Genomic DNA, 18751 nt, shown 5'->3' with positions numbered 1-18751 from the left:
GCCGGTGCGTGACAGTGCGCATCGGCCGGCCCTATAAATCAGTCGACGGTCGGGTGGCGCCGCCTTACCGGCCGATTGGCGGATTTAGCGGTGCGGCTATCTCATTTTCCCTCTCATACCCTAAGCAACCCGGAAACCTTTATGGCGAGTCATGATTCTGCCGCTGCATCCACGTACCTGCTGGAGATGACGGGTATTAATAAGTCATTTCCCGGGGTAAAAGCGCTTGATAATGTCAATCTCAGGGTGCGCCCGCATTCAGTGCACGCCCTAATGGGAGAAAACGGCGCCGGGAAATCCACGCTGCTGAAATGCCTGTTCGGTATCTATAAAAAGGACAGCGGGCGCATTGTGTTTCAGGGGTGCGAGGTGAATTTCACCAGCGCGAAAGAGGCGCTGGAAAACGGCGTTTCCATGGTGCATCAGGAACTGAATCTGGTGCTGCAGCGCTCAGTGATGGACAACATGTGGCTGGGACGCTACCCGTGTAAAGGGCTGTTCGTCGATCGGGCGAAAATGCTGCGCGATACGCAGGCTATCTTCCATGAGCTGGATATCAATATCGATCCCCACGCTCGGGTGAGTACCCTGTCGGTTTCCCAAATGCAAATGGTGGAAATCGCCAAAGCGTTTTCTTACGATACGCGCATTGTCATCATGGATGAGCCCACGTCCTCGCTCACCGAAAAAGAAGTCCACCACTTGTTCAATATCATCCGTAAGCTCAAAGATCGCGGCTGCGGCATTGTCTATATATCACACAAAATGGAAGAGATTTTCCAGCTTTGTGATGAAGTGACGGTGTTACGCGATGGCCAGTGGATAGCCACTCAGCCAATAGCCGAGCTGGATATCGATAAGCTTATTGCCATGATGGTTGGACGTTCGCTCAGCCAGCGCTTCCCGGAGCGGCACAATCAGCCCGGGGAAGTGATTTTACAGGTGCGGCATCTGACCTCGCTGCGTCAGCCCTCGATTCGCGATGTCTCGTTTGATTTGCACAAAGGCGAAATTCTGGGGATTGCCGGGCTGGTAGGCGCGAAGCGTACCGACATCGTTGAAACACTGTTCGGGATCCGTGAAAAGTCGGGCGGTACGATTTATCTGCACGGCAAGGCGGTGGAGAACAACAGCGCGCATGAAGCGATTAATCACGGCTTTGCGCTGGTAACCGAAGAACGGCGCGCCACCGGGATCTACGCGTTTTTGGATATCGGTTTTAACTCGCTAATTTCAAATATTCGCCGCTATAAGAATCAAATTGGCCTGCTCGACGATCGCCGCATGAAAAGCGACACCCAATGGGTGATTGATGCGATGCGGGTTAAAACGCCGGGGCATCGCGCGCAGATTGGCGCGCTCTCCGGCGGTAATCAGCAGAAAGTGATTATTGGCCGCTGGCTGCTGACGCAGCCGGAAATATTAATGCTGGATGAACCGACGCGCGGGATAGACGTTGGGGCAAAATTTGAAATTTATCAGCTTATTGCCGAACTGGCCCAGCGGGAGAAAGGCATCATTATTATTTCTTCTGAAATGCCGGAATTGCTGGGGATTACCGACCGTATTCTGGTGATGAGCAACGGCCAGGTCGCCGGCATCGTCGAGACCAAAAACACCACGCAAAATGACATTTTGCGCCTCGCATCTTTGCATCTTTAACTTCAGGGGACGCTCATGAGCGCATTAACAAAAAAACACGTTCTGACGTATATAAAAGAAGGTGGAATTTATGTCGTGCTGCTGGTGCTGTTAGCCATCATTATTTTTCAGGACCCGACGTTTTTAAGCCTGCTGAATCTCAGTAACATTCTGACCCAGTCTTCGGTGCGCATTATTATCGCGCTCGGGGTGGCCGGGCTGATTGTCACTCAGGGTACCGATCTGTCCGCCGGGCGCCAGGTTGGCCTGGCGGCGGTGATAGCGGCAACGCTGTTACAGTCTATGGACAATATTAATAAAGTGTTCCCGGATATGCAGACCATGCCGATTGCGCTGGTTATCCTGATTGTCTGTGCGGTGGGGGCGGTGATTGGGCTCATCAACGGGTTGGTGATTGCGTATCTTCACGTCACGCCCTTTATCACCACGCTGGGCACCATGATTATTGTGTATGGCATTAACTCCCTGTACTACGACTATGTCGGCGCGTCGCCGGTTTCCGGGTTTGATAGCCGATTTTCTCATTTTACCCAGGGCGTAATTGCAATGGGAGATTTTCGACTTTCCTACATTACCTTTTATGCGCTGGCGGCCATCGCGTTTGTCTGGGTGCTATGGAATAAAACCCGGTTTGGGAAAAATATCTTTGCTATCGGAGGCAACCCGGAAGCGGCAAAAGTGTCCGGCGTCAACGTGGGGCTGAACTTATTGATGATTTACGCGCTGTCCGGCGTATTTTATGCGTTCGGCGGCATGCTGGAGGCCGGGCGCGTTGGATCGGCGACCAATAACCTCGGGTTTATGTATGAACTGGATGCCATTGCCGCCTGCGTGGTCGGCGGCGTTTCATTCAGCGGCGGCGTAGGCACGGTCTTTGGCGTAGTCACCGGGGTAATTATCTTTACGGTGATTAACTACGGCCTCACTTATATCGGCGTCAATCCTTACTGGCAATATATTATTAAGGGCGCGATTATTATCTTCGCGGTGGCGCTGGACTCGTTAAAATATGCGCGGAAAAAGTAGTCAGCGGCAGGCGGGCACCGTGGATAAGCTACTTATTGAGGGTGTTTGCCGCCGGCAGGCCTGGGAGTTTATTCGCTGTGACACTGCGTGAAAGCGGGGAACTGGCCCCCGCTGCCGTCAATTTTGTTTCTTTTCGAGTTCCAGCAACTGCGAAGGAGTCACTGCCGGATAACCCTGGGCGTCCTGTGGGATTTCCCGGTGCGATGGGATGGGTACCAGCGGCCCGAGAAAGCGCGGTTCGCGCTTGAAAATATACAGGTCTGCCAGTGCGCCGAGGCGAGCGCCAAACTCGCGCAGGCGTACCGTAAGCATATTTTTCGGTGACGGCACCGCGTAGCACTGGGCCTGAATTCCCATATGCTGGGCGATAAACAGCGCGCGCTCGCAGTGAAAGCGCTGGGTAATAATAATAAAGTCGTTGGTGTCAAAGACCTTACGGGTTCGGACAATCGAGTCCAAGGTCCGGAAACCGGCATAATCCAGCACGATATCGGTAGGGTCAACGCCCGCAGCGATTAAATCTTTACGCATGGTCATCGGTTCGTTATAGCTTTGCTGCGCGTTATCCCCGCTCAGCAGCAGATAACTGATTTTACCGCTGTTATAGGCGTTAATCGCGCCCTGGATGCGATAGCGGTAATATTGATTAATAACGCCGGTGCGATAATATTTTGCGGTGCCGAGCACCACGCCAACCTGGCGCCAGGGAAGATCCTGTATTTCATCATAGACGTAGGGCGCCGTTTTCCAACTGATCCAGCGGTCCAGCGCCAGCGCGGAAATAAGCGCCAGGGCTATCAAAGCCAGCAGACCGTAAAACAGACGCTTCAACATAGAGTTAGATACCTGACACCGGGAAGAGTAAGGAGCTTCAAGGCTACTTTATCCACGTAAACCGTGCAACATAACCGGGTGCGGTTGCGGCAAATTTCATCGCGGCGAAGATTCCAGTAATAAACGATCGGCATTATGGCAGCCCAGGCTGCGCAATAATGCGATGCTGGCGTCCCACTGGGTCAGCGCGGCATCTGCGCGTTCGGCTACCAGTACGCGGCCCAGCGCCTGCTCTGTATAACCGTTAAGATACATAACGTTAAGCGCCACCTGCAGCGGCGGCAGTGAAGGGTTATAGGCCGCACTTTCCGCGTAGCTGCCGCTAAATAGCGTGCCGTCTTTCATTTCCAGCGCGACGCCGGACGGAGAGTGACTGTAGGGAGCGTGGCTGCGGCTGGCGGCGGCGATTGCGGCCTGGCTCAGCGCATCGCCCTGCAGCATAAATACATGAGGCTCGCTGTCCATTAACCGCGTTTGCACCCCGAGATCTTCCGGTCCAAAAGCCTCAGGTAAATAAGCGCTAAGGGGAGCAGGCTGTCGCTCGGGTAACTGGATTATCAGCCCGACGCCGCTGTTCAGTTCATTCATAAATTGCCGGCAGTGGCCGCACGGCGTGTAGTTGACCGTTACCGCACGAAGCCGGCGTTCGCCGCAGGTCCAGGCGTGTGAAATCGCGCTTTGTTCCGCATGGATGGTTTGCTGCAGCGTGCTGCCGGGGAATTCCATATTAGCGCCCAGCCAGAGGTTGCCGCTGACGCCGTGGGCGATGGCACCCACCTGAAAATGCGATATCGGAGCCCTGGCGCAGGCGGCGGCTACCGGTAACAGCGCCAGGGCCAGTGCGGTTTCATCAAACCCGCTGGCGGTTTCCAGCGCTTTCACCTCGCTGGCGCTAAACATTCCTGAAAAATGCGGGTCACTGAGCCTGGGGACCAATAATGGCCGCAGAACATCGGGAAGCTGCGCGACGGCGTGCTTAAAACGTGGATGCATGATAGACCTCAACACCAAAAATGGCTCCGTAGTTTACGGTGCCGCTTCAGCGCTATACGTGATCTTTATCTCATTATTAGTGCAATAAATGAAATCTCACAGCCGTGAGAGCCGATAGCGCAATATTGGCTACGGTTAGCCAAAAAAACGCAGGATTAAGGGAAACAGGAAAGGCGCCATTATTGAGGTCATAATCCCGCAGATAACCAGTGCCAGCGAGCCAAACGCGCCTTCCTGGTAATCCAGCTCGGCGCAGCGGGCGGTACCCAGCGCATGCGAGGCGGTGCCCATCGCCAGCCCGCGTGAGGCTTTGGTAGTGATTTTCATCGCATTGAGCATAGTGTGTCCGAACACTGCGCCTAAAATCCCGACAAAAATGACGCACACGGCGCTAATTGCCGGTAAACCACCGATGCTACCGCCCACGGCCATTGCAATCGGCGTTGTGACAGATTTGGGGAGAATAGAGGCGGCTATCTGCGGCGTGGCACCGAGCATCAGCGCTACGGCACTTCCGGTGACCATCGCCGTTATGCTGCCAATAAAGCAGATAGTGATAATCGACTTCCAGCGCGCGCGAATTTGATGGATCTGTTCATACAGCGGAAACGCCAGCGCTACAACGGCGGGCTGGAGTAGATCGTTGAGTACTTTACTGCCGCTGAAATAGCGCTCATACGAAAGCCCGCTGACCAGTAAAAAAGGGATGATAATGACCATTGAGACCAGTAACGGATTGAGCAGCGGCATTTTTAACCATCCGCCCAGACGGCGCGCTGCAAAAAAAACGATGAGCGTTATCGGTAGCGACCACCAAATATTTTCCATCATTTGTTTTTTACCTTATTGCGGCTAAATAACTGACGTTCGCCGTGTACCAGATGTGAACTCCAGCTCACCACCAGCATGACAATGACCGTACTTATGATGCAGGACACGACAATTGGTCCAAACTGGGCGCGTAGTAAATCAAAATATTGCATGACACCGACGCCAATGGGTACGAACAGCAGGGCCATATAGCGAATCAGCAGATGGCAGCCGGGCTGTACCCACTTTGCCGGCAGGATTTGAAAAGACAGGAGCAAAAACAGTAGCAGCATACCGATAATACTGCCGGGGATCGTGATGGGTAGCAGCGCAGCCAGCGCGATCCCCGCATAAAGACAGACGTAGATCAGCACAAAAGCTCGTAAATACTGCCAGACGATGGTCAACATATTACGCATAGCGGAATGTCCTTCGGAGAATGCATTCATCATACAATTAATTTTTTTTTTGTGCTACCGATCACATAATGTATTTCCATAACCCTCTTATTATGTCTGGTCGGTTTTACCCGAGATTGCAAGGTGGCAAAGGATATTGTCAGTGTAGTTTATGCTGGCATAACGGTGAGTTACCTTTGCGCTGAGGCCGTATGCGGCGCCAGTGGCAGTGAAGTGTTTTACTGTCGTGAATTTATCGGCAGAGACACAGTGTCATAAAAGATGGCGGTATTAGCGCGCTCCTGCCAGCTGAATTATTAACGTATATCTGAAATAAGGTTAAGCCATGCCGGATGCAGGTGCAGGCCGATCACTCCCTCCCGGCACCGATACTCGAATTTCTATGACAGGTTTGCAGGCGACGACTGATCAAAGCCGTGCTTTTTACCACCCTAAAAATTAGGCTACTATGAGCGCCTTTTTAGCGTGCGGGCAGAAACCATGCGGGTACTACTGGCACCGATGGAGGGCGTTCTCGACCCTCTGGTGCGTGAATTATTGAGTGAAGTTAATGACTATGACCTCTGCGTAACGGAATTTTTGCGCGTGGTAGATAGCTTATTGCCGGTAAAAGCATTCTATCGGATCTGCCCGGAACTGCGCCACGGCAGTAATACCTCTGCGGGCACGCGCGTTAGAGTGCAACTGCTGGGGCAGGCGCCCGAGTGGCTGGCGGAAAACGCGGCGCGTGCGATAGCGCTGGGATCGTGGGGAGTAGACCTCAATTGTGGATGCCCCTCAAAGGTAGTGAATGGCAGCGGGGGCGGGGCGTCTCTGCTGCGGGAGCCAGAACTCATTTATCGCGCCGTCAGCGCCATGCGCGCAGCGGTGCCCGCCGCGCTGCCGGTCACGGTAAAAGTGCGCCTCGGCTGGGATAGCAGCGCGCGGCGCGTTGAAATTGCCGATGCGGTACAGCAGGGCGGAGCCAGCGAAGTGGTGGTGCACGGGCGTACCAAAGAGGATGGCTATAAGGCGGATTGCATTAACTGGGCGGCAATCGGTGAAATTCGTCAGCGTTTACGCATCCCGGTTATTGCCAATGGCGAAATCTGGGACTGGCGCAGCGGGCAGGCGTGCCTGGCGGCAACCGGCTGTGAGGCGCTAATGCTGGGGCGCGGGGCGCTGACTATCCCTAATTTAGGGCAGGTGGTAAAACATAATGCCCCGGCCATGCCGTGGCCTGAGGTAGTACAGCTTTTATGCAAATATACCCGGCTGGAAAAACAGGACGATACCGGGCTGTATCATCTGGCGCGTATTAAACAGTGGCTTGGGTATTTGCGTAAAGCTTACCCGCAGGCGGAGACTCTATTTACCGTGGTGCGGGCTTTAAAAAGCTCGCGCGCGGTGGCGCAGGCGATTACCGCCTACGCGGACGCATTATGATAGGGGCGCACGGCGGCGCCCCGGTGCCAGTTGGGCCTTATGGCGATGGGTTTATGCGCGCATAAACCCATCGGCAGGCATAAAAACGAAGTTGGCGCGCCGGGGCTACGCCGCGTTTTATCGCATAGTTTGCGTTGCTGTCGGGTTAGCCATTTTTGTCGCTGCTATCCTCTGAGCCATTTTCGTCAGTATGGCGGTGAGTGCGCCGTTTTAGCCACAGGCGCACCAGCCATACCGCGGCGATAGCCAGCCCGAGCCAGAATAACAGCTTCATATGTTTATCAAACATATGAAGCCACGGGGTGATGATTTCGCCGCCCATATAGCCGAGCAGGGTAAACAGCGTGGCCCATACCAGGGCGCCGATAATATTAAGTGGAAGAAAAATTTTGGGCGGCAGGCGGCTGGCACCGATCAGGATGGGGCCGACAATGCGAAAGCCGTACATAAAACGTGAACCGACAACAAATAGCCACGGGTGACGGTTAATCAGGCGGCGCGCGCGGGTAATTTTACCGCGATAGCGCGGGAAGCGCTGGAGAATGGTTTCGCCGTAGCGTCGTCCGGCAAGATAAAGTAACTGATCGCCAATCATGCCTCCAAGCGCGACAGAAATGATAGTCAGCGGTAGTGACAGCAGCCCCTGATGTGCTGCGATACCGCCGAGTAACGTAACGGTTTCCCCCTCCGCCAGGCTACCCAATATCAGCGCAGCGTAGCCGTAATGCGTAATTAAGCTATTAATATCCATTGGATCCGTCGGGTTGTTAATCAATATCGTTGGTTAAGAATACACCCTGAAACCGATCGCAGCCTCAACGGAACGCTGGGAGGGAGAATTTTCGCGCTTCGCGTCGGACCGTCGATTACCCATTATACTGAAGGAACATACTGACGGTGCAGGTTCATGATTCGGAGGCAGCGTCATTGCCTGCTTCATTTTTGCGTCGCATCGGGGAGGTTATATGAACCATGTATGGGGGTTGTTTTCTCATCCTGCTCAAGAAATACAAAGTATCAGACGAGAAAATGAATCGGTATCGCACCATTATTTGCATCACGTACTTTTGATGGCCGCGATCCCGGTGATTTGCGCTTTTATTGGTACCACGCAAATCGGCTGGCGTTTTGGTGCCGAGCATGATGTCCGGCTCACCTTCGCCAGTGCCCTGGCGCTGGCTGCGCTGTTTTATGTTTTGATGCTGGCAGGCGTTGCTCTAATGGGACGCATTATTTGGTGGATGGCGCGCCACTATCTTCATCGGCCTTCACTCGGGCGCTGCTGTGTATTCGCCGGCTACGTGGCGACACCGCTGTTTCTGAGCGGCATCGTTGCCTTATACCCTCTGGTCTGGCTGTGTGCACTGGCGGGTGCGGTAGCTTTACTGTATACGGGATATCTCCTTTATATCGGGGTGCCCGCCTTTTTGACGATAAGCCGGGAAGAAGGACTGAGTTTTTCCAGTTCGACGCTGGCGATAGGCGTTTTAGTGCTGGAAATACTGTTGGCGCTGACGGTGATGCTATGGGGATACGGCTATCGGTGGTTTTAAACGCGATAAGGGTTGTTGATTTATTCACCAGATGACCCGGTATTGGGATTAACCTGTAGCCGCAGAGGCGAGCGCCGGAGTATGATGCTGGCGCCCGCTTCCTAAAAACGCTGGGATGGATGCGCGCACGCGAATTTCATTTTCCAACGGCGAAACCCATCATGACGAAACGTCTTTTTGCCCTGTTGAGCCTGGCGCTCATCACTACAGCCCCTGCTAGCGTATTCGCGGCCAACGCCGTGCAAACTGCCGCCGCTGCTCATCCGCAGATTGCTTCCGGCAGTGCCATGATTGTCGATCTTGCAACTAATAAAGTACTGTACGCCAGCCACCCTGATTTAGTGCGTCCAATCGCGTCTATCAGTAAAGTCATGACCGCAATGGTCGTGCTGGACGCGCATTTGCCGCTTAACGAGATACTGGCGGTAGATATTAGCCACACGCCGGAGATGAAAGGCGTCTATTCCCGGGTGCGCCTGAACAGTCAGATTAGCCGGAAAGATATGCTATTACTGGCGCTGATGGCTTCGGAAAATCGCGCAGCGGCCAGTCTTGCTCATCATTACCCCGGCGGCTACGACGCGTTTATTCGGGCGATGAATGCGAAGGCACAGGCGTTAGGTATGACGCATACGCGGTTTGTCGAGCCGACGGGGCTGTCACAGCAAAATGTGTCAACCGCCCGCGATCTGACAAAATTGCTGATTGCGACTAAGCGATACCCGCTGATAGGGCAGCTTAGCACCACGCGTGAAGAGATGGCGACGTTTAGCCATCCCGCTTATACGCTGCCTTTTCGCAATACCAATCATCTGGTTTATCGGGATAACTGGAATATCCAGCTAACCAAAACGGGTTTTACCAACGCGGCGGGGCACTGCCTGGTGATGCGCACCTTGATTAAGCAGCGCCCGGTGGCGCTGGTGGTGATGGACGCTTTCGGCAAATATACCCATTTCGCCGATGCCAGCCGGCTGCGCACCTGGCTGGAAACCGGTGAAGTGAAACCGGTGCCGGCGTCGGCGCTGGCGTATAAACAGCAGCGGGCGGCTGAGTCGCTTACGCTTGCCGGAAGTAAATAATTTACTAATCCATTACGGGCACGGATTTGTCCCTGTCTGCCAGGCCAACACCGGCAAATTAACCGCACGGTAGCAAACGTTTTCAGCAGGGTGTTATCGGTGAAGGGAGGCACGGCAGCGCCGATCGATGTACAACCGTTAATCCAGCAGGACAATAATCGTTTTCAGGTTTTTACTCTGCTCGCCGTGGTGTATAAACGCCGCCTTCCCGGAAAGGCGGCGTTTTACGGCAATTGCGTTACGCCTGCACGTCAGATTGCGCATTATCGTGCGGCTGACCGCAGCCGCATTCTCCCCAGTTTTTCAGGCGGCTGGTTTTACCGATGCCGGGATTCATACTGTTAGTGGGATCGTTAGCCCGATAAAAATTGCGCAACGTTTCCGGCGCTTCATAGAGATGGCCAACGTTATGCTCGGCTGGGTATTGCGCGCCGCGCTCGCGCAGCAGCGCCAGCATTTCCTCTTTCAGCGCGTGGGTATCCACCCCTTTTTTCACGATGTAATCCTGATGAAAAACGTGACACATAAAGTGACCGTAATACAGTTTATACGCCAGTTTATCGTTAATCTCCGGCGGTAGCTGTTCCAGCCAGTCGCGATCGTTGCGCCGCAAAGCGATATCCAGCGCCAGAATATCCTCCACTTCATTGGCGTGTACCGCATGGTAGCGGATGGCGGCCCCGGCGGCGGCAAAGCGATGCAAAAACGCTTTTGTACCCTCTTCGGGCGTACAGGCAAAGAAATCGCCGTCGGCGGTTTTAAAATAGTCGGTGAGCCAGTCGCGCGCTTCTGCGATGCCGGCGCCGGACATTTTTAATAGCAGATGGTGTTCATATTTTTCGCGCCACTGATTCATGCGCGGCGGTAAATGCGCCGGGAACAGGTATCCGAGTCGTTGCATAAAGCGATCGGTAAAGTGGGGTTTGATAAAGGGAACGCGTTCCAGTAGCGCATCGACGCGGCCTTTTAAGGTAAAGAAAAACGGCATTTTGTCGGTGCCGAGTTTATCTATCATTAAAAAAGTGTCTTTTCCGTAGCGTTCAGCGATATCGTAAATATCGCGGTGCATATACTCCCCGGCAACCGGCACATTGTCAAAGCTAGCGAGAATGTGGCGGCGGATCTCGGTGAGTACCTGCGGTTGATTGGTGCCAATATAAAAAACTGCCTGCTCTTTGTCCGTTGGGAAAGTATCCAGGCGCACTGCGAATACGGCGAGTTTACCGGCGCAGCCCGAGGCCTCGTACAGGCGGCTAGGATCGGCGTTGTAGCGAGCGGGGGTATCGGCTTCAACATCGCGTACCCGCTCAATGTAATCCTGCGCGGAGGCTTTGTGCTGCTCGTCGTGAAGGATGTCGGTTTCCGCCAGACGCTCATCGTCCAGTTTACTGAGTATTTGTTCCGGCGTGTCGCCCAGGTTGATACCGAGGTGGTTAATCAAACTCAGGTTACCCTTTGCATCAATATGGGCAAACAGCGCCATTTCGGTGTAAGCCGGGCCGCGCTGAACCAATGAACCACCGGAATTATTGCAGACGCCGCCGATAACCGAAGCGCCGATGCATGAAGATCCGATCACCGAGTGCGGCTCGCGGCCCAGCGGGCGCAGCGCTTTTTCCAGTGAATAGAGCGTAGTGCCGGGGAAAGCGAGCACCTGATTTCCGCCGCCCAGAAGCTGCAGTTTGTCGAGGCGCAGGGTACTGATAATTACGATTTCCCGATCGTAATCATTGCCATTTGGAGTAGAGCCTTCAGTGAGGCCGGTATTTGCGGCCTGCATAAGGATGATTTTATCCGCTTCGACGCAGGCTTTAAGTACGCGCCACATTTCGAGCAGCGTGCCGGGAAAGACCACCGCCAGCGCATCGCCTTCGCCGGATCGAAAACCACGTCGATAGCGGGCGGTTTTCGCAGCGTCAGTCAATATATGAGCTGCGCCGACAAACCGGGTCAGTTCGGCAATTAAAGCGGCGCTGTCGGTTTTCTGGGTACGGGACATGTTCCATTCCTTATGGTAAGGCGATTTGTAGGGTACATTATAAGGCCAGAAGCACGTGTATAAAGTCGCGTCCGGGCGCATTATCGATATCAGGTTTAGAATAGCAGTATTGACCACCAAGTCGCCGGAAAATCAACAGATAACGGTTCTTACTCCCGGTGGCTTATGGCACACTGCTTATCCCTTCAGGACGAGGCGGTCGGGCGCTGGCCGCATAATGAGAGAGTGTACCGCATGAAATGGCTTTTATCCGCAGGCGTAGCCGCCGCGCTGGTGCTGCAACCCGCGCTGGCAGAAGACTTCTTCGGCGAACATCCGCTAACGCCCCGGGCGCGCGACGCTTTTGTTAGCGATTTGCTGAAAAAGATGACCGTTGATGAAAAGATAGGTCAGCTTCGCCTTATCACCGTTGGTCCGGATAATCCGAAAGAAGCTATTCGCGATATGATTGAGAAAGGGCAGGTAGGTGCAATATTTAATACCGTCACGCGCCCGGATATCAGAGCAATGCAGGATCAGGTGATGTCGCTTAGCCGCCTGAAAATTCCGCTCTTTTTTGCCTTTGATGTGATACACGGCCAGCGGACAGTGTTTCCCATTAGCCTGGGGCTAGCTTCTACTTTTAATCCGGAAACGGTGCGGGTCGCCGGGCGAATTTCTGCGTATGAAGCCGCGGATGACGGGCTGAATATGACCTGGGCGCCGATGGTGGACATCTCGCGCGATCCGCGCTGGGGCCGCGTTTCTGAAGGATTTGGTGAAGATACCTATCTCACGTCAATCATGGGGCGGGCGATGGTGGAATCGATGCAGGGCAAAAGTCCGGCAGATCGCTACTCCGTAATGACCAGTGTGAAACACTATGCCGCTTACGGCGCGGTAGAAGGGGGCAAAGAATACAATACGGTAGATATGAGCCCGCAGCGCCTGTTTAATGACTATATGCCGCCTTATAAAGCTGCGCTGGATGCCGGCAGCGGCGCTGTAATGGTTGGGCTCAATTCATTGAATGGTACGCCTGCTTCTGCCAACCCCTGGCTATTAAAAGATATCCTGCGTAAACGGTGGGGCTTCACCGGTATCACCGTTTCCGATCACGGTGCGATAAAAGAATTAATTAACCACGGTGTGGCGAAAGATCCTAAAGACGCGGTGCGCGTTGCGTTAACTTCCGGCATCAATATGAGTATGAGCGATGAGTATTACAGCAAATACCTTCCCGGGCTGATTAAAAGCGGCGATGTGAGTATGGCGGAGCTGGATGACGCTGCGCGCCACGTACTGAATGTTAAATACGACATGGGTTTATTTAACGATCCCTACCGGCATCTTGGGCCGAAACAGAGCGATCCTGAAAATACCTTTGCCGAAAGCCGCCTGCACCGTGAAGAGGCCCGCAGCGTCGCCCGTGAAAGCCTCGTTTTGCTGAAAAACCGCCTGCATACGCTGCCGCTGAAGAAAAACGGTACCATTGCCGTTATCGGCCCTTTGGCGGATAGCCAGCGGGACATGATGGGAAGCTGGTCTGGCGCAGGCGTTATCGCGCAAACGGTGACCGTATTGCAGGGCATTCGCAATGTTGCCGGCGACAGCGCAAAAATTATCTATGCGAAAGGCGCTAACGTCAGCAATCATAAAGGCATTGTTGATTTCCTTAATCTTTACGAGAAAGCCATTCAGGTAGACTCACGCCCGGCGCAGACGATGATTGATGAGGCCGTTGCCGCAGCGCGCGGCGCGGACGTTGTTGTAGCCGTGGTCGGGGAAGCGCAGGGCATGGCGCATGAAGCGTCAAGCCGGACCTCGATTGGGATACCTCAGAGTCAGCGCGATTTGATTAAGGCGCTGAAAGCAACCGGCAAACCGCTGGTACTGGTGCTGATGAACGGGCGTCCGCTGTCGCTGGTGGAAGAGAACAGCCAGGCAGATGCGCTGCTGGAAACCTGGTTTGCGGGCACCGAAGGGGGAAATGCCATCGCCGACGTGCTGTTTGGCGATTATAACCCTTCCGGTAAACTGCCGGTTTCATTTCCGCGCTCCGTGGGGCAAATTCCCGTCTATTATAGCCATTTAAACACTGGCCGCCCGTACAACCCTGAGCACCCCAATAAATACACCTCGCGCTATTTCGATGAAGCAAATGGGCCGCTTTATCCGTTTGGGTACGGGCTCAGTTACACCACTTTCTCGGTATCAGACGTCACACTGTCGGCACCGACGCTGCGGCGCGGCGCCTCGCTGACGGCGAGCGTGACGGTCAGCAATACCGGCGATCGCCCAGGCGCGACGGCGGTTCAGCTTTATCTGCAGGATGTCACTGCGTCGATGAGCCGTCCGGTGAAAATGCTGCGCGCATTTAAAAAAGTGACGCTGGCTCCGGGCGCCAGCCAGACCGTGCGTTTCCCCATTGATGAGAATGCACTCAAGTTTTGGAACGCGCAGATGAAATACGCCGCTGAGCCGGGCGCGTTCAATGTGTTCATCGGGCTGGATTCCGCGCGCGTGAAGCAGGCTTCGTTTACGCTGCAGTAACGCCTATTTCTTTTTTGTCAGGGCGATAGCTACTGACGCTACATTATTTTTCTCTCGGGCCGGTTTACCGGCCTTTTTTTGCGCCTTGCGCCGCCGTTAACCCCTTACTGCAGGTTGCCCACGTAAGGTTGCTCAGGCGCTACGCCAGCGGCGTATCAAAAATGCGACTCACCACTCTGCGCTTTTTCTCAGTCATGCCATCGCGGTGGTTAGCGGCCCTCGCGGTAGCGCAATGCCGCCCGTAGTCTGAAAATTTACAGCGCCCGCTGCGCGCAGCCCGCGTAATTACCGGGTTTGGCTATCAGGCAGTGTGCAACTGCGGGAAAAGTAAGCGGCAGATAACCTGGTTATCGACTACGCTTGGTGCTTAACACCATGAAAATGTGTGAAAACATGAGGATACTAATGATGATAAGCAGGAAGGCGATGGCAGCGGCGCTCCTGGGCCTGGCGGCGATGAGCGCGCATGCGGCGGAACCGGTAAAAGTCGGATCGAAAATAGATACGGAAGGCTCCCTGCTGGGGAATATCATTTTGCAGGTACTGGAAAGCCACGGTGTCAAAACCGTAAATAAAATTCAGCTTGGCACCACCTCGGTGGTGCGCGGCGCGATTACTGCGGGTGAACTGGATATCTACCCGGAATATACGGGGAACGGCGCATTTTTCTTTAAGAAAGAAGGCGACAGCGTGTGGAAGGATGCCCGCAAGGGCTATGAAGCCGTGAAAAAACTGGATGAACAGCAGAATCACCTGATTTGGCTAACGCCAGCCCCGGCGAATAACACCTGGACCATTGCCGTGAGTCAGAAACTGGCGAAAGAAGGTAAGTTAACCTCCCTCGCTGACTTAACCCGTTATTTGAAACAGGGCGGTGAATTTAAGCTGGCCGCTTCGGCTGAATTTATCGAGCGCTCGGATGCATTACCTGCTTTTGAAAAAGCCTATGGCTTTAATCTGGAGCAGAGCCAATTATTGTCGCTGGCGGGCGGAGATACCGCCGTTACGCTACGTGCCGCTGCGCAAAATACCTCCGGCGTCAATGCGGCAATGGCCTATGGTACCGATGGCCCGGTCGCCGCGCTGGGTTTGCAGACGCTCAGCGATCCTAAGGCGGTGCAGCCGGTTTATGCACCAGCGCCGGTAGTGCGCCAGGCGGTGTTAAAAGCGTATCCAAAGATGGGAGAGTGGTTTACGCCAGTTTTCAGCGCGCTTGATATCAAAACGCTGCAGAAACTGAATGCGCGTATCGCCGTTGATGGCGTTGATGCGAAGCGCGTTGCGGCCGAATGGCTTGCACAGAAAGGTTTGGCGAAAACGGAGCAATAATGCATGCCCGTAAGAAGTCCTAATCGTGTGTTATTGCTGCTGGTTGTTTTGATGGTGCTTGCAGCGATGCTACCGCTGTTAAATTTTGCGCCGAATCGCCTGTTGTCCGGTACGCCGATATATTTATGGGCGCTGCCGGGTCACTCTGGCTGGTTACTATGTGTCCCCATCGGATTGCTACTGGCGCTAGCGTGTGCTCCGTCTCGCCCGGCGGTGCATGCGTTAACCCTGATAACCGCCCAGGCGTCGCTGATTTATCTGCTGCTGGCTGCCGGGCGCGCAGCGCTTCATTTGACCCAGGGCGGCAGCGCGGTAGCGCGCACTTCGCCGGGGAGCGGCCTGTGGCTACTGCTGGCGCTGTGCCTGCTGGTATGCAGCGACGCCGCGCGTCGGCTAACGCCCGGTCGTTTGTGGCGCTGGTTGTTACAGGCGCAAATCTGGATTGTTCCCACCTTACTTCTACTTTACGGCGCCCTGGATGCGCTCTCGCTGATGAAAGAGTACGCCAATCGCCGGGACGTTTTTGACGCGGCGCTTGGACGTCATTTATTGCTGCTGGGGGGAACGCTGCTGCCAGCGCTGGCGATAGGCTTACCCGTAGGTCTGTGGTGTTATCGGTATTCAAAGGCCCGCACGCCGGTATTTACGGTACTGAATATTATCCAGACTATTCCGGCGGTGGCGCTATTTGGCTTATTGATTGCGCCGCTGGCCGGGTTGGGCAAAGTGCTCGCGCAGGCGGGTATTACCGGGATTAGCGGTATAGGGCTGGCGCCCGCACTGATTGCGCTGGTGCTGTATGCGCTGTTACCGCTGGTGCGCAGCGTGGTGGCAGGGCTTGAACAAACCCCGCGGCTGGTGCTGGAAAGCGCCAGAGCGATGGGTATGAATGGCATGCAGTGTTTTTTAAAGGTTGAGGTTCCGCTGGCGCTCCCGGTACTGCTGCGCGGATTAAAAACCGTCGCGGTTCAGACGATAGGAATGAGTACGATTGCGGCGCTGATTGGGGCGGGCGGGTTTGGCTCGCTGGTATTTCAGGGGTTATCGAGCAGCGCGTTAGACCTGGTGCTCCTTGGCGTGATCCCAACGATTGCGCTGGCGGTAATTGCCGATGCGCTGCTTAATCTGGCGATAGCCGGGCTGGAGGTTAAACGTCATGATTCATTTTAACGGCGTCAGTAAATTTTATGGCGATCGCGCGGCGGTAGACAATTTATCGCTGAATTGCCCTGACGGGGCATTTACCGTGCTGCTCGGCACGTCCGGTTCTGGTAAATCCACCACGTTACGTATGATAAACCGGTTGGTGAAACACGACAGCGGGACCATTACCTTTGCCGGGGATGACATTGCGCAACTGGCGCCGGGCGTACTGCGGCGGCGTATCGGCTATGCTATCCAGTCCGTTGGATTATTTCCGCACTGGACCGTAGCGCAAAATATTGCCACGGTGCCGCAGTTGCTTCGCTGGCCGCGGGCGCGTATTGAATCGCGAGTGGATGAATTATTAACGCTACTGGCGCTGGATCCGGCGCTATTTCGCACGCGCTACCCGCATCAGCTTTCCGGCGGGCAGCAGCAGCGCGTTGGCGTGGCGCGCGCGCTGGCGGCCGATCCTGAACTGTTGTTAATGGACGAGCCATTTGGGGCTCTCGATCCGGTAACGCGCAGCGCGATGCAGCAAGAGATTCAGCGCATTCATCGTCTGTTAGGGCGCACAATCGTGCTGGTTACGCATGACGTAGACGAAGCATTGCTGTTAGCCGACCGGCTGGTGGTGATGGACAGCGGTCGCGTTGTGCAGCAGGGAACGCCAGCCGAGCTATTAACGCGTCCGGCAACGCCGTTTGTGCGCGATTTTTTCGGGCGCAGCGAACTGGGCGTACGCCTGTTATCACTACGCCAGGTTGGCGACTGGGCGCGTGCCGATGAGCGCATGCCCGGTGAGGCCATCGCCGACACGCTGACCCTGCGCGAGGCGTTATCCTGCTTCGTTGAGCGCGGCTGTCAGGCGCTGCCCGTTGCGCGTGCAGACGGCGAAGCCTGCGGCGTGCTGCATTTTCGTGATTTAATTAACGCGGAGTCTGCTGCATGATGGCGCTGCGTTCTTCATTGTTCTGGCTGGGGCTGGCATTTTGCGCGCTATTGCTTTGGCTGCCGCACGGCGCTCCTCTGTTTCATGCGCTGTTTCCCGCGCTGGACAGACCGGTTTATTTGCAGGATAGCTTTATCGCGCTGGCGTGGAGCCATCTTGAATTGGTATTAATATCAAGCCTTGCGGCAACGATAGCGGGAGTGGGGCTGGCGATTCTGGTTACTCGGCGCGCCGGGCGAGAATTTCGCCCGCTGGTGGAAACGGTGGCCGCCGTGGGGCAAACATTTCCGCCGGTGGCAGTACTGGCCGTGGCGGTGCCGGTGATTGGTTTTGGACAGACGCCGGCGCTTATTGCGCTATTGCTGTACGGTTTGCTGCCGATATTGCAGGCCGCGCTGGCCGGGCTGACGGCGGTGCCACTGGATGTGAGGGAAGTGGCGAACGGTACCGGAATGGGGCCGCTGCAGCGTCTGTGGCGGGTAGAGCTGCCGCTGGCGGCCCCGCTTATTTTGGCCGGCGTTCGCACATCAACCATTATTAACGTTGGCACCGCGGCGATTGCCTCTACGGTGGGAGTCAAGACGCTGGGTACGCCGATTATTATTGGTTTAAGCGGCTTCAATACCGCCTATGTACTGCAAGGCGCACTGCCGGTGGCGCTGGCGGCGCTGGTGATTGACAGCGCGTTCGGTGTGGCTCAGCGCCGACTTACCCGCCATGTAAAATGATGGTGTAACCGGCGAGCATCACGCCGCCGATACCGCCAAGAGCCATAATGACCATCCCGGTGATAAGTGCGATTTTCGTTGCTTTCATGACGGGCATCCTCCAGTCGATGAGCGATTATAGAATGAAAGGGTTCGGTAGTTACAGCGTGATTACCCTGCTGCGGTACCGCGCTTGCCGCGCGCTACGGTGATAAGCCTGAATGCGCTACTTTAATGGCGCGCCTGAGAATGGCTGGCAATGAGCAGGTTATTCAGAAAAATTAG

17 protein-coding genes are annotated in these 18751 nt (G+C 55.0%); 10 read left to right on the top strand and 7 right to left on the bottom strand.

Translation table 11 applies throughout. The features are described from left to right. The first annotated feature begins 141 nt into the window (after window positions 1–141). Together mglA and mglC are read left to right on the top strand one after the other, a co-directional pair. Entirely contained in the window at window positions 142–1662 is a 1521-nt protein-coding gene (gene mglA, locus SFA31_RS17090) for a galactose/methyl galactoside ABC transporter ATP-binding protein MglA (RefSeq protein ID WP_322839060.1), read from the top strand. A 15-nt stretch (window positions 1663–1677) separates the two neighbouring features. Continuing rightward, complete coding sequence (mglC, locus tag SFA31_RS17085; RefSeq protein WP_322839059.1) at window positions 1678–2688, top strand: galactose/methyl galactoside ABC transporter permease MglC; 1011 nt, start codon at window positions 1678–1680, stop codon at window positions 2686–2688. A 117-nt stretch (window positions 2689–2805) separates the two neighbouring features. Here the strand turns inward: mglC and sanA are convergent, their stop codons facing one another. From sanA to SFA31_RS17065, 4 genes are all read right to left on the bottom strand, one after another. Continuing rightward, entirely contained in the window at window positions 2806–3522 is a 717-nt protein-coding gene (sanA, locus tag SFA31_RS17080; protein WP_322839058.1) for an outer membrane permeability protein SanA, read from the bottom strand. 96 nt (window positions 3523–3618) lie between these two features. Further along, window positions 3619–4515, bottom strand: coding sequence for a cytidine deaminase (gene cdd, locus SFA31_RS17075; protein WP_322839057.1), 897 nt, complete (start codon window positions 4513–4515; stop codon window positions 3619–3621). A 135-nt stretch (window positions 4516–4650) separates the two neighbouring features. Then, the gene (locus tag SFA31_RS17070) at window positions 4651–5346 is read right to left on the bottom strand and encodes a CidB/LrgB family autolysis modulator (RefSeq protein ID WP_322839056.1); all 696 of its coding nucleotides are present in this window, start codon (window positions 5344–5346) and stop codon (window positions 4651–4653) included. Continuing rightward, window positions 5343–5744: a CidA/LrgA family protein gene (locus tag SFA31_RS17065; RefSeq protein WP_322839055.1), complete on the bottom strand. Its 402-nt coding sequence runs from the start codon at window positions 5742–5744 to the stop codon at window positions 5343–5345. Before SFA31_RS17065 ends, SFA31_RS17070 begins: the two co-directional genes overlap by 4 nt. A gap of 480 nt (window positions 5745–6224) precedes the next feature. Here SFA31_RS17065 and dusC point away from each other — a divergent pair, with 480 nt between their 5' ends. Then, window positions 6225–7169, top strand: a complete 945-nt coding sequence (gene dusC, locus SFA31_RS17060; protein WP_322839054.1) for a tRNA dihydrouridine(16) synthase DusC — start codon at window positions 6225–6227, stop codon at window positions 7167–7169. A 145-nt stretch (window positions 7170–7314) separates the two neighbouring features. Here the strand turns inward: dusC and SFA31_RS17055 are convergent, their stop codons facing one another. Continuing rightward, window positions 7315–7920, bottom strand: coding sequence for a DedA family protein (locus SFA31_RS17055; protein ID WP_322839053.1), 606 nt, complete (start codon window positions 7918–7920; stop codon window positions 7315–7317). A gap of 214 nt (window positions 7921–8134) precedes the next feature. Between SFA31_RS17055 and SFA31_RS17050 the strand changes: the two genes are divergently transcribed. Both SFA31_RS17050 and pbpG read left to right on the top strand, forming a co-directional pair. Beyond that, entirely contained in the window at window positions 8135–8722 is a 588-nt protein-coding gene (locus SFA31_RS17050) for a Yip1 family protein (protein WP_322839052.1), read from the top strand. Between the two features lie 161 nt (window positions 8723–8883). Continuing rightward, entirely contained in the window at window positions 8884–9804 is a 921-nt protein-coding gene (gene pbpG / locus SFA31_RS17045; protein WP_322839051.1) for a D-alanyl-D-alanine endopeptidase, read from the top strand. Between the two features lie 238 nt (window positions 9805–10042). Here pbpG and dld read toward each other — a convergent pair whose 3' ends face one another. Next, window positions 10043–11803 carry a D-lactate dehydrogenase gene (dld, locus tag SFA31_RS17040; protein WP_322839050.1) on the bottom strand — a complete coding sequence of 587 codons (1761 nt, stop codon included), beginning with the start codon at window positions 11801–11803 and terminating at the stop codon, window positions 10043–10045. A 234-nt stretch (window positions 11804–12037) separates the two neighbouring features. Here dld and bglX point away from each other — a divergent pair, with 234 nt between their 5' ends. The 5 genes from bglX to SFA31_RS17015 all read left to right on the top strand — a co-directional run bounded on the left by bglX (window position 12038) and on the right by SFA31_RS17015 (window position 18487). Continuing rightward, a complete protein-coding gene (gene bglX, locus SFA31_RS17035) occupies window positions 12038–14335 on the top strand; it encodes a beta-glucosidase BglX (RefSeq protein WP_322839049.1) in 2298 nt (765 codons plus the stop codon). 405 nt (window positions 14336–14740) lie between these two features. Then, window positions 14741–15664 carry an ABC transporter substrate-binding protein gene (locus SFA31_RS17030; protein WP_416208339.1) on the top strand — a complete coding sequence of 308 codons (924 nt, stop codon included), beginning with the start codon at window positions 14741–14743 and terminating at the stop codon, window positions 15662–15664. A 3-nt stretch (window positions 15665–15667) separates the two neighbouring features. Beyond that, window positions 15668–16834 carry an ABC transporter permease gene (locus tag SFA31_RS17025; protein ID WP_322839048.1) on the top strand — a complete coding sequence of 389 codons (1167 nt, stop codon included), beginning with the start codon at window positions 15668–15670 and terminating at the stop codon, window positions 16832–16834. Then, the gene (locus SFA31_RS17020) at window positions 16821–17759 is read left to right on the top strand and encodes an ABC transporter ATP-binding protein (protein ID WP_322839047.1); all 939 of its coding nucleotides are present in this window, start codon (window positions 16821–16823) and stop codon (window positions 17757–17759) included. Before SFA31_RS17025 ends, SFA31_RS17020 begins: the two co-directional genes overlap by 14 nt. Beyond that, window positions 17756–18487, top strand: coding sequence for an ABC transporter permease (locus SFA31_RS17015; protein WP_322839046.1), 732 nt, complete (start codon window positions 17756–17758; stop codon window positions 18485–18487). The genes SFA31_RS17020 and SFA31_RS17015 overlap by 4 nt, the downstream gene beginning before the upstream one ends. Here the strand turns inward: SFA31_RS17015 and SFA31_RS17010 are convergent. Further along, entirely contained in the window at window positions 18468–18575 is a 108-nt protein-coding gene (locus SFA31_RS17010) for a protein YohO (RefSeq protein WP_322839045.1), read from the bottom strand. The genes SFA31_RS17015 and SFA31_RS17010 overlap by 20 nt on opposite strands. Window positions 18576–18751 lie beyond the last annotated feature (176 nt).

The organism is Erwinia sp. HR93 (assembly GCF_034555055.1).
Lineage (GTDB): Bacteria > Pseudomonadota > Gammaproteobacteria > Enterobacterales > Enterobacteriaceae > Apirhabdus > Apirhabdus apintestini.
The sequence above is the reverse complement of the archived record's forward strand: the minus strand, read 5'-3'. Positions and strand labels throughout refer to the sequence as shown.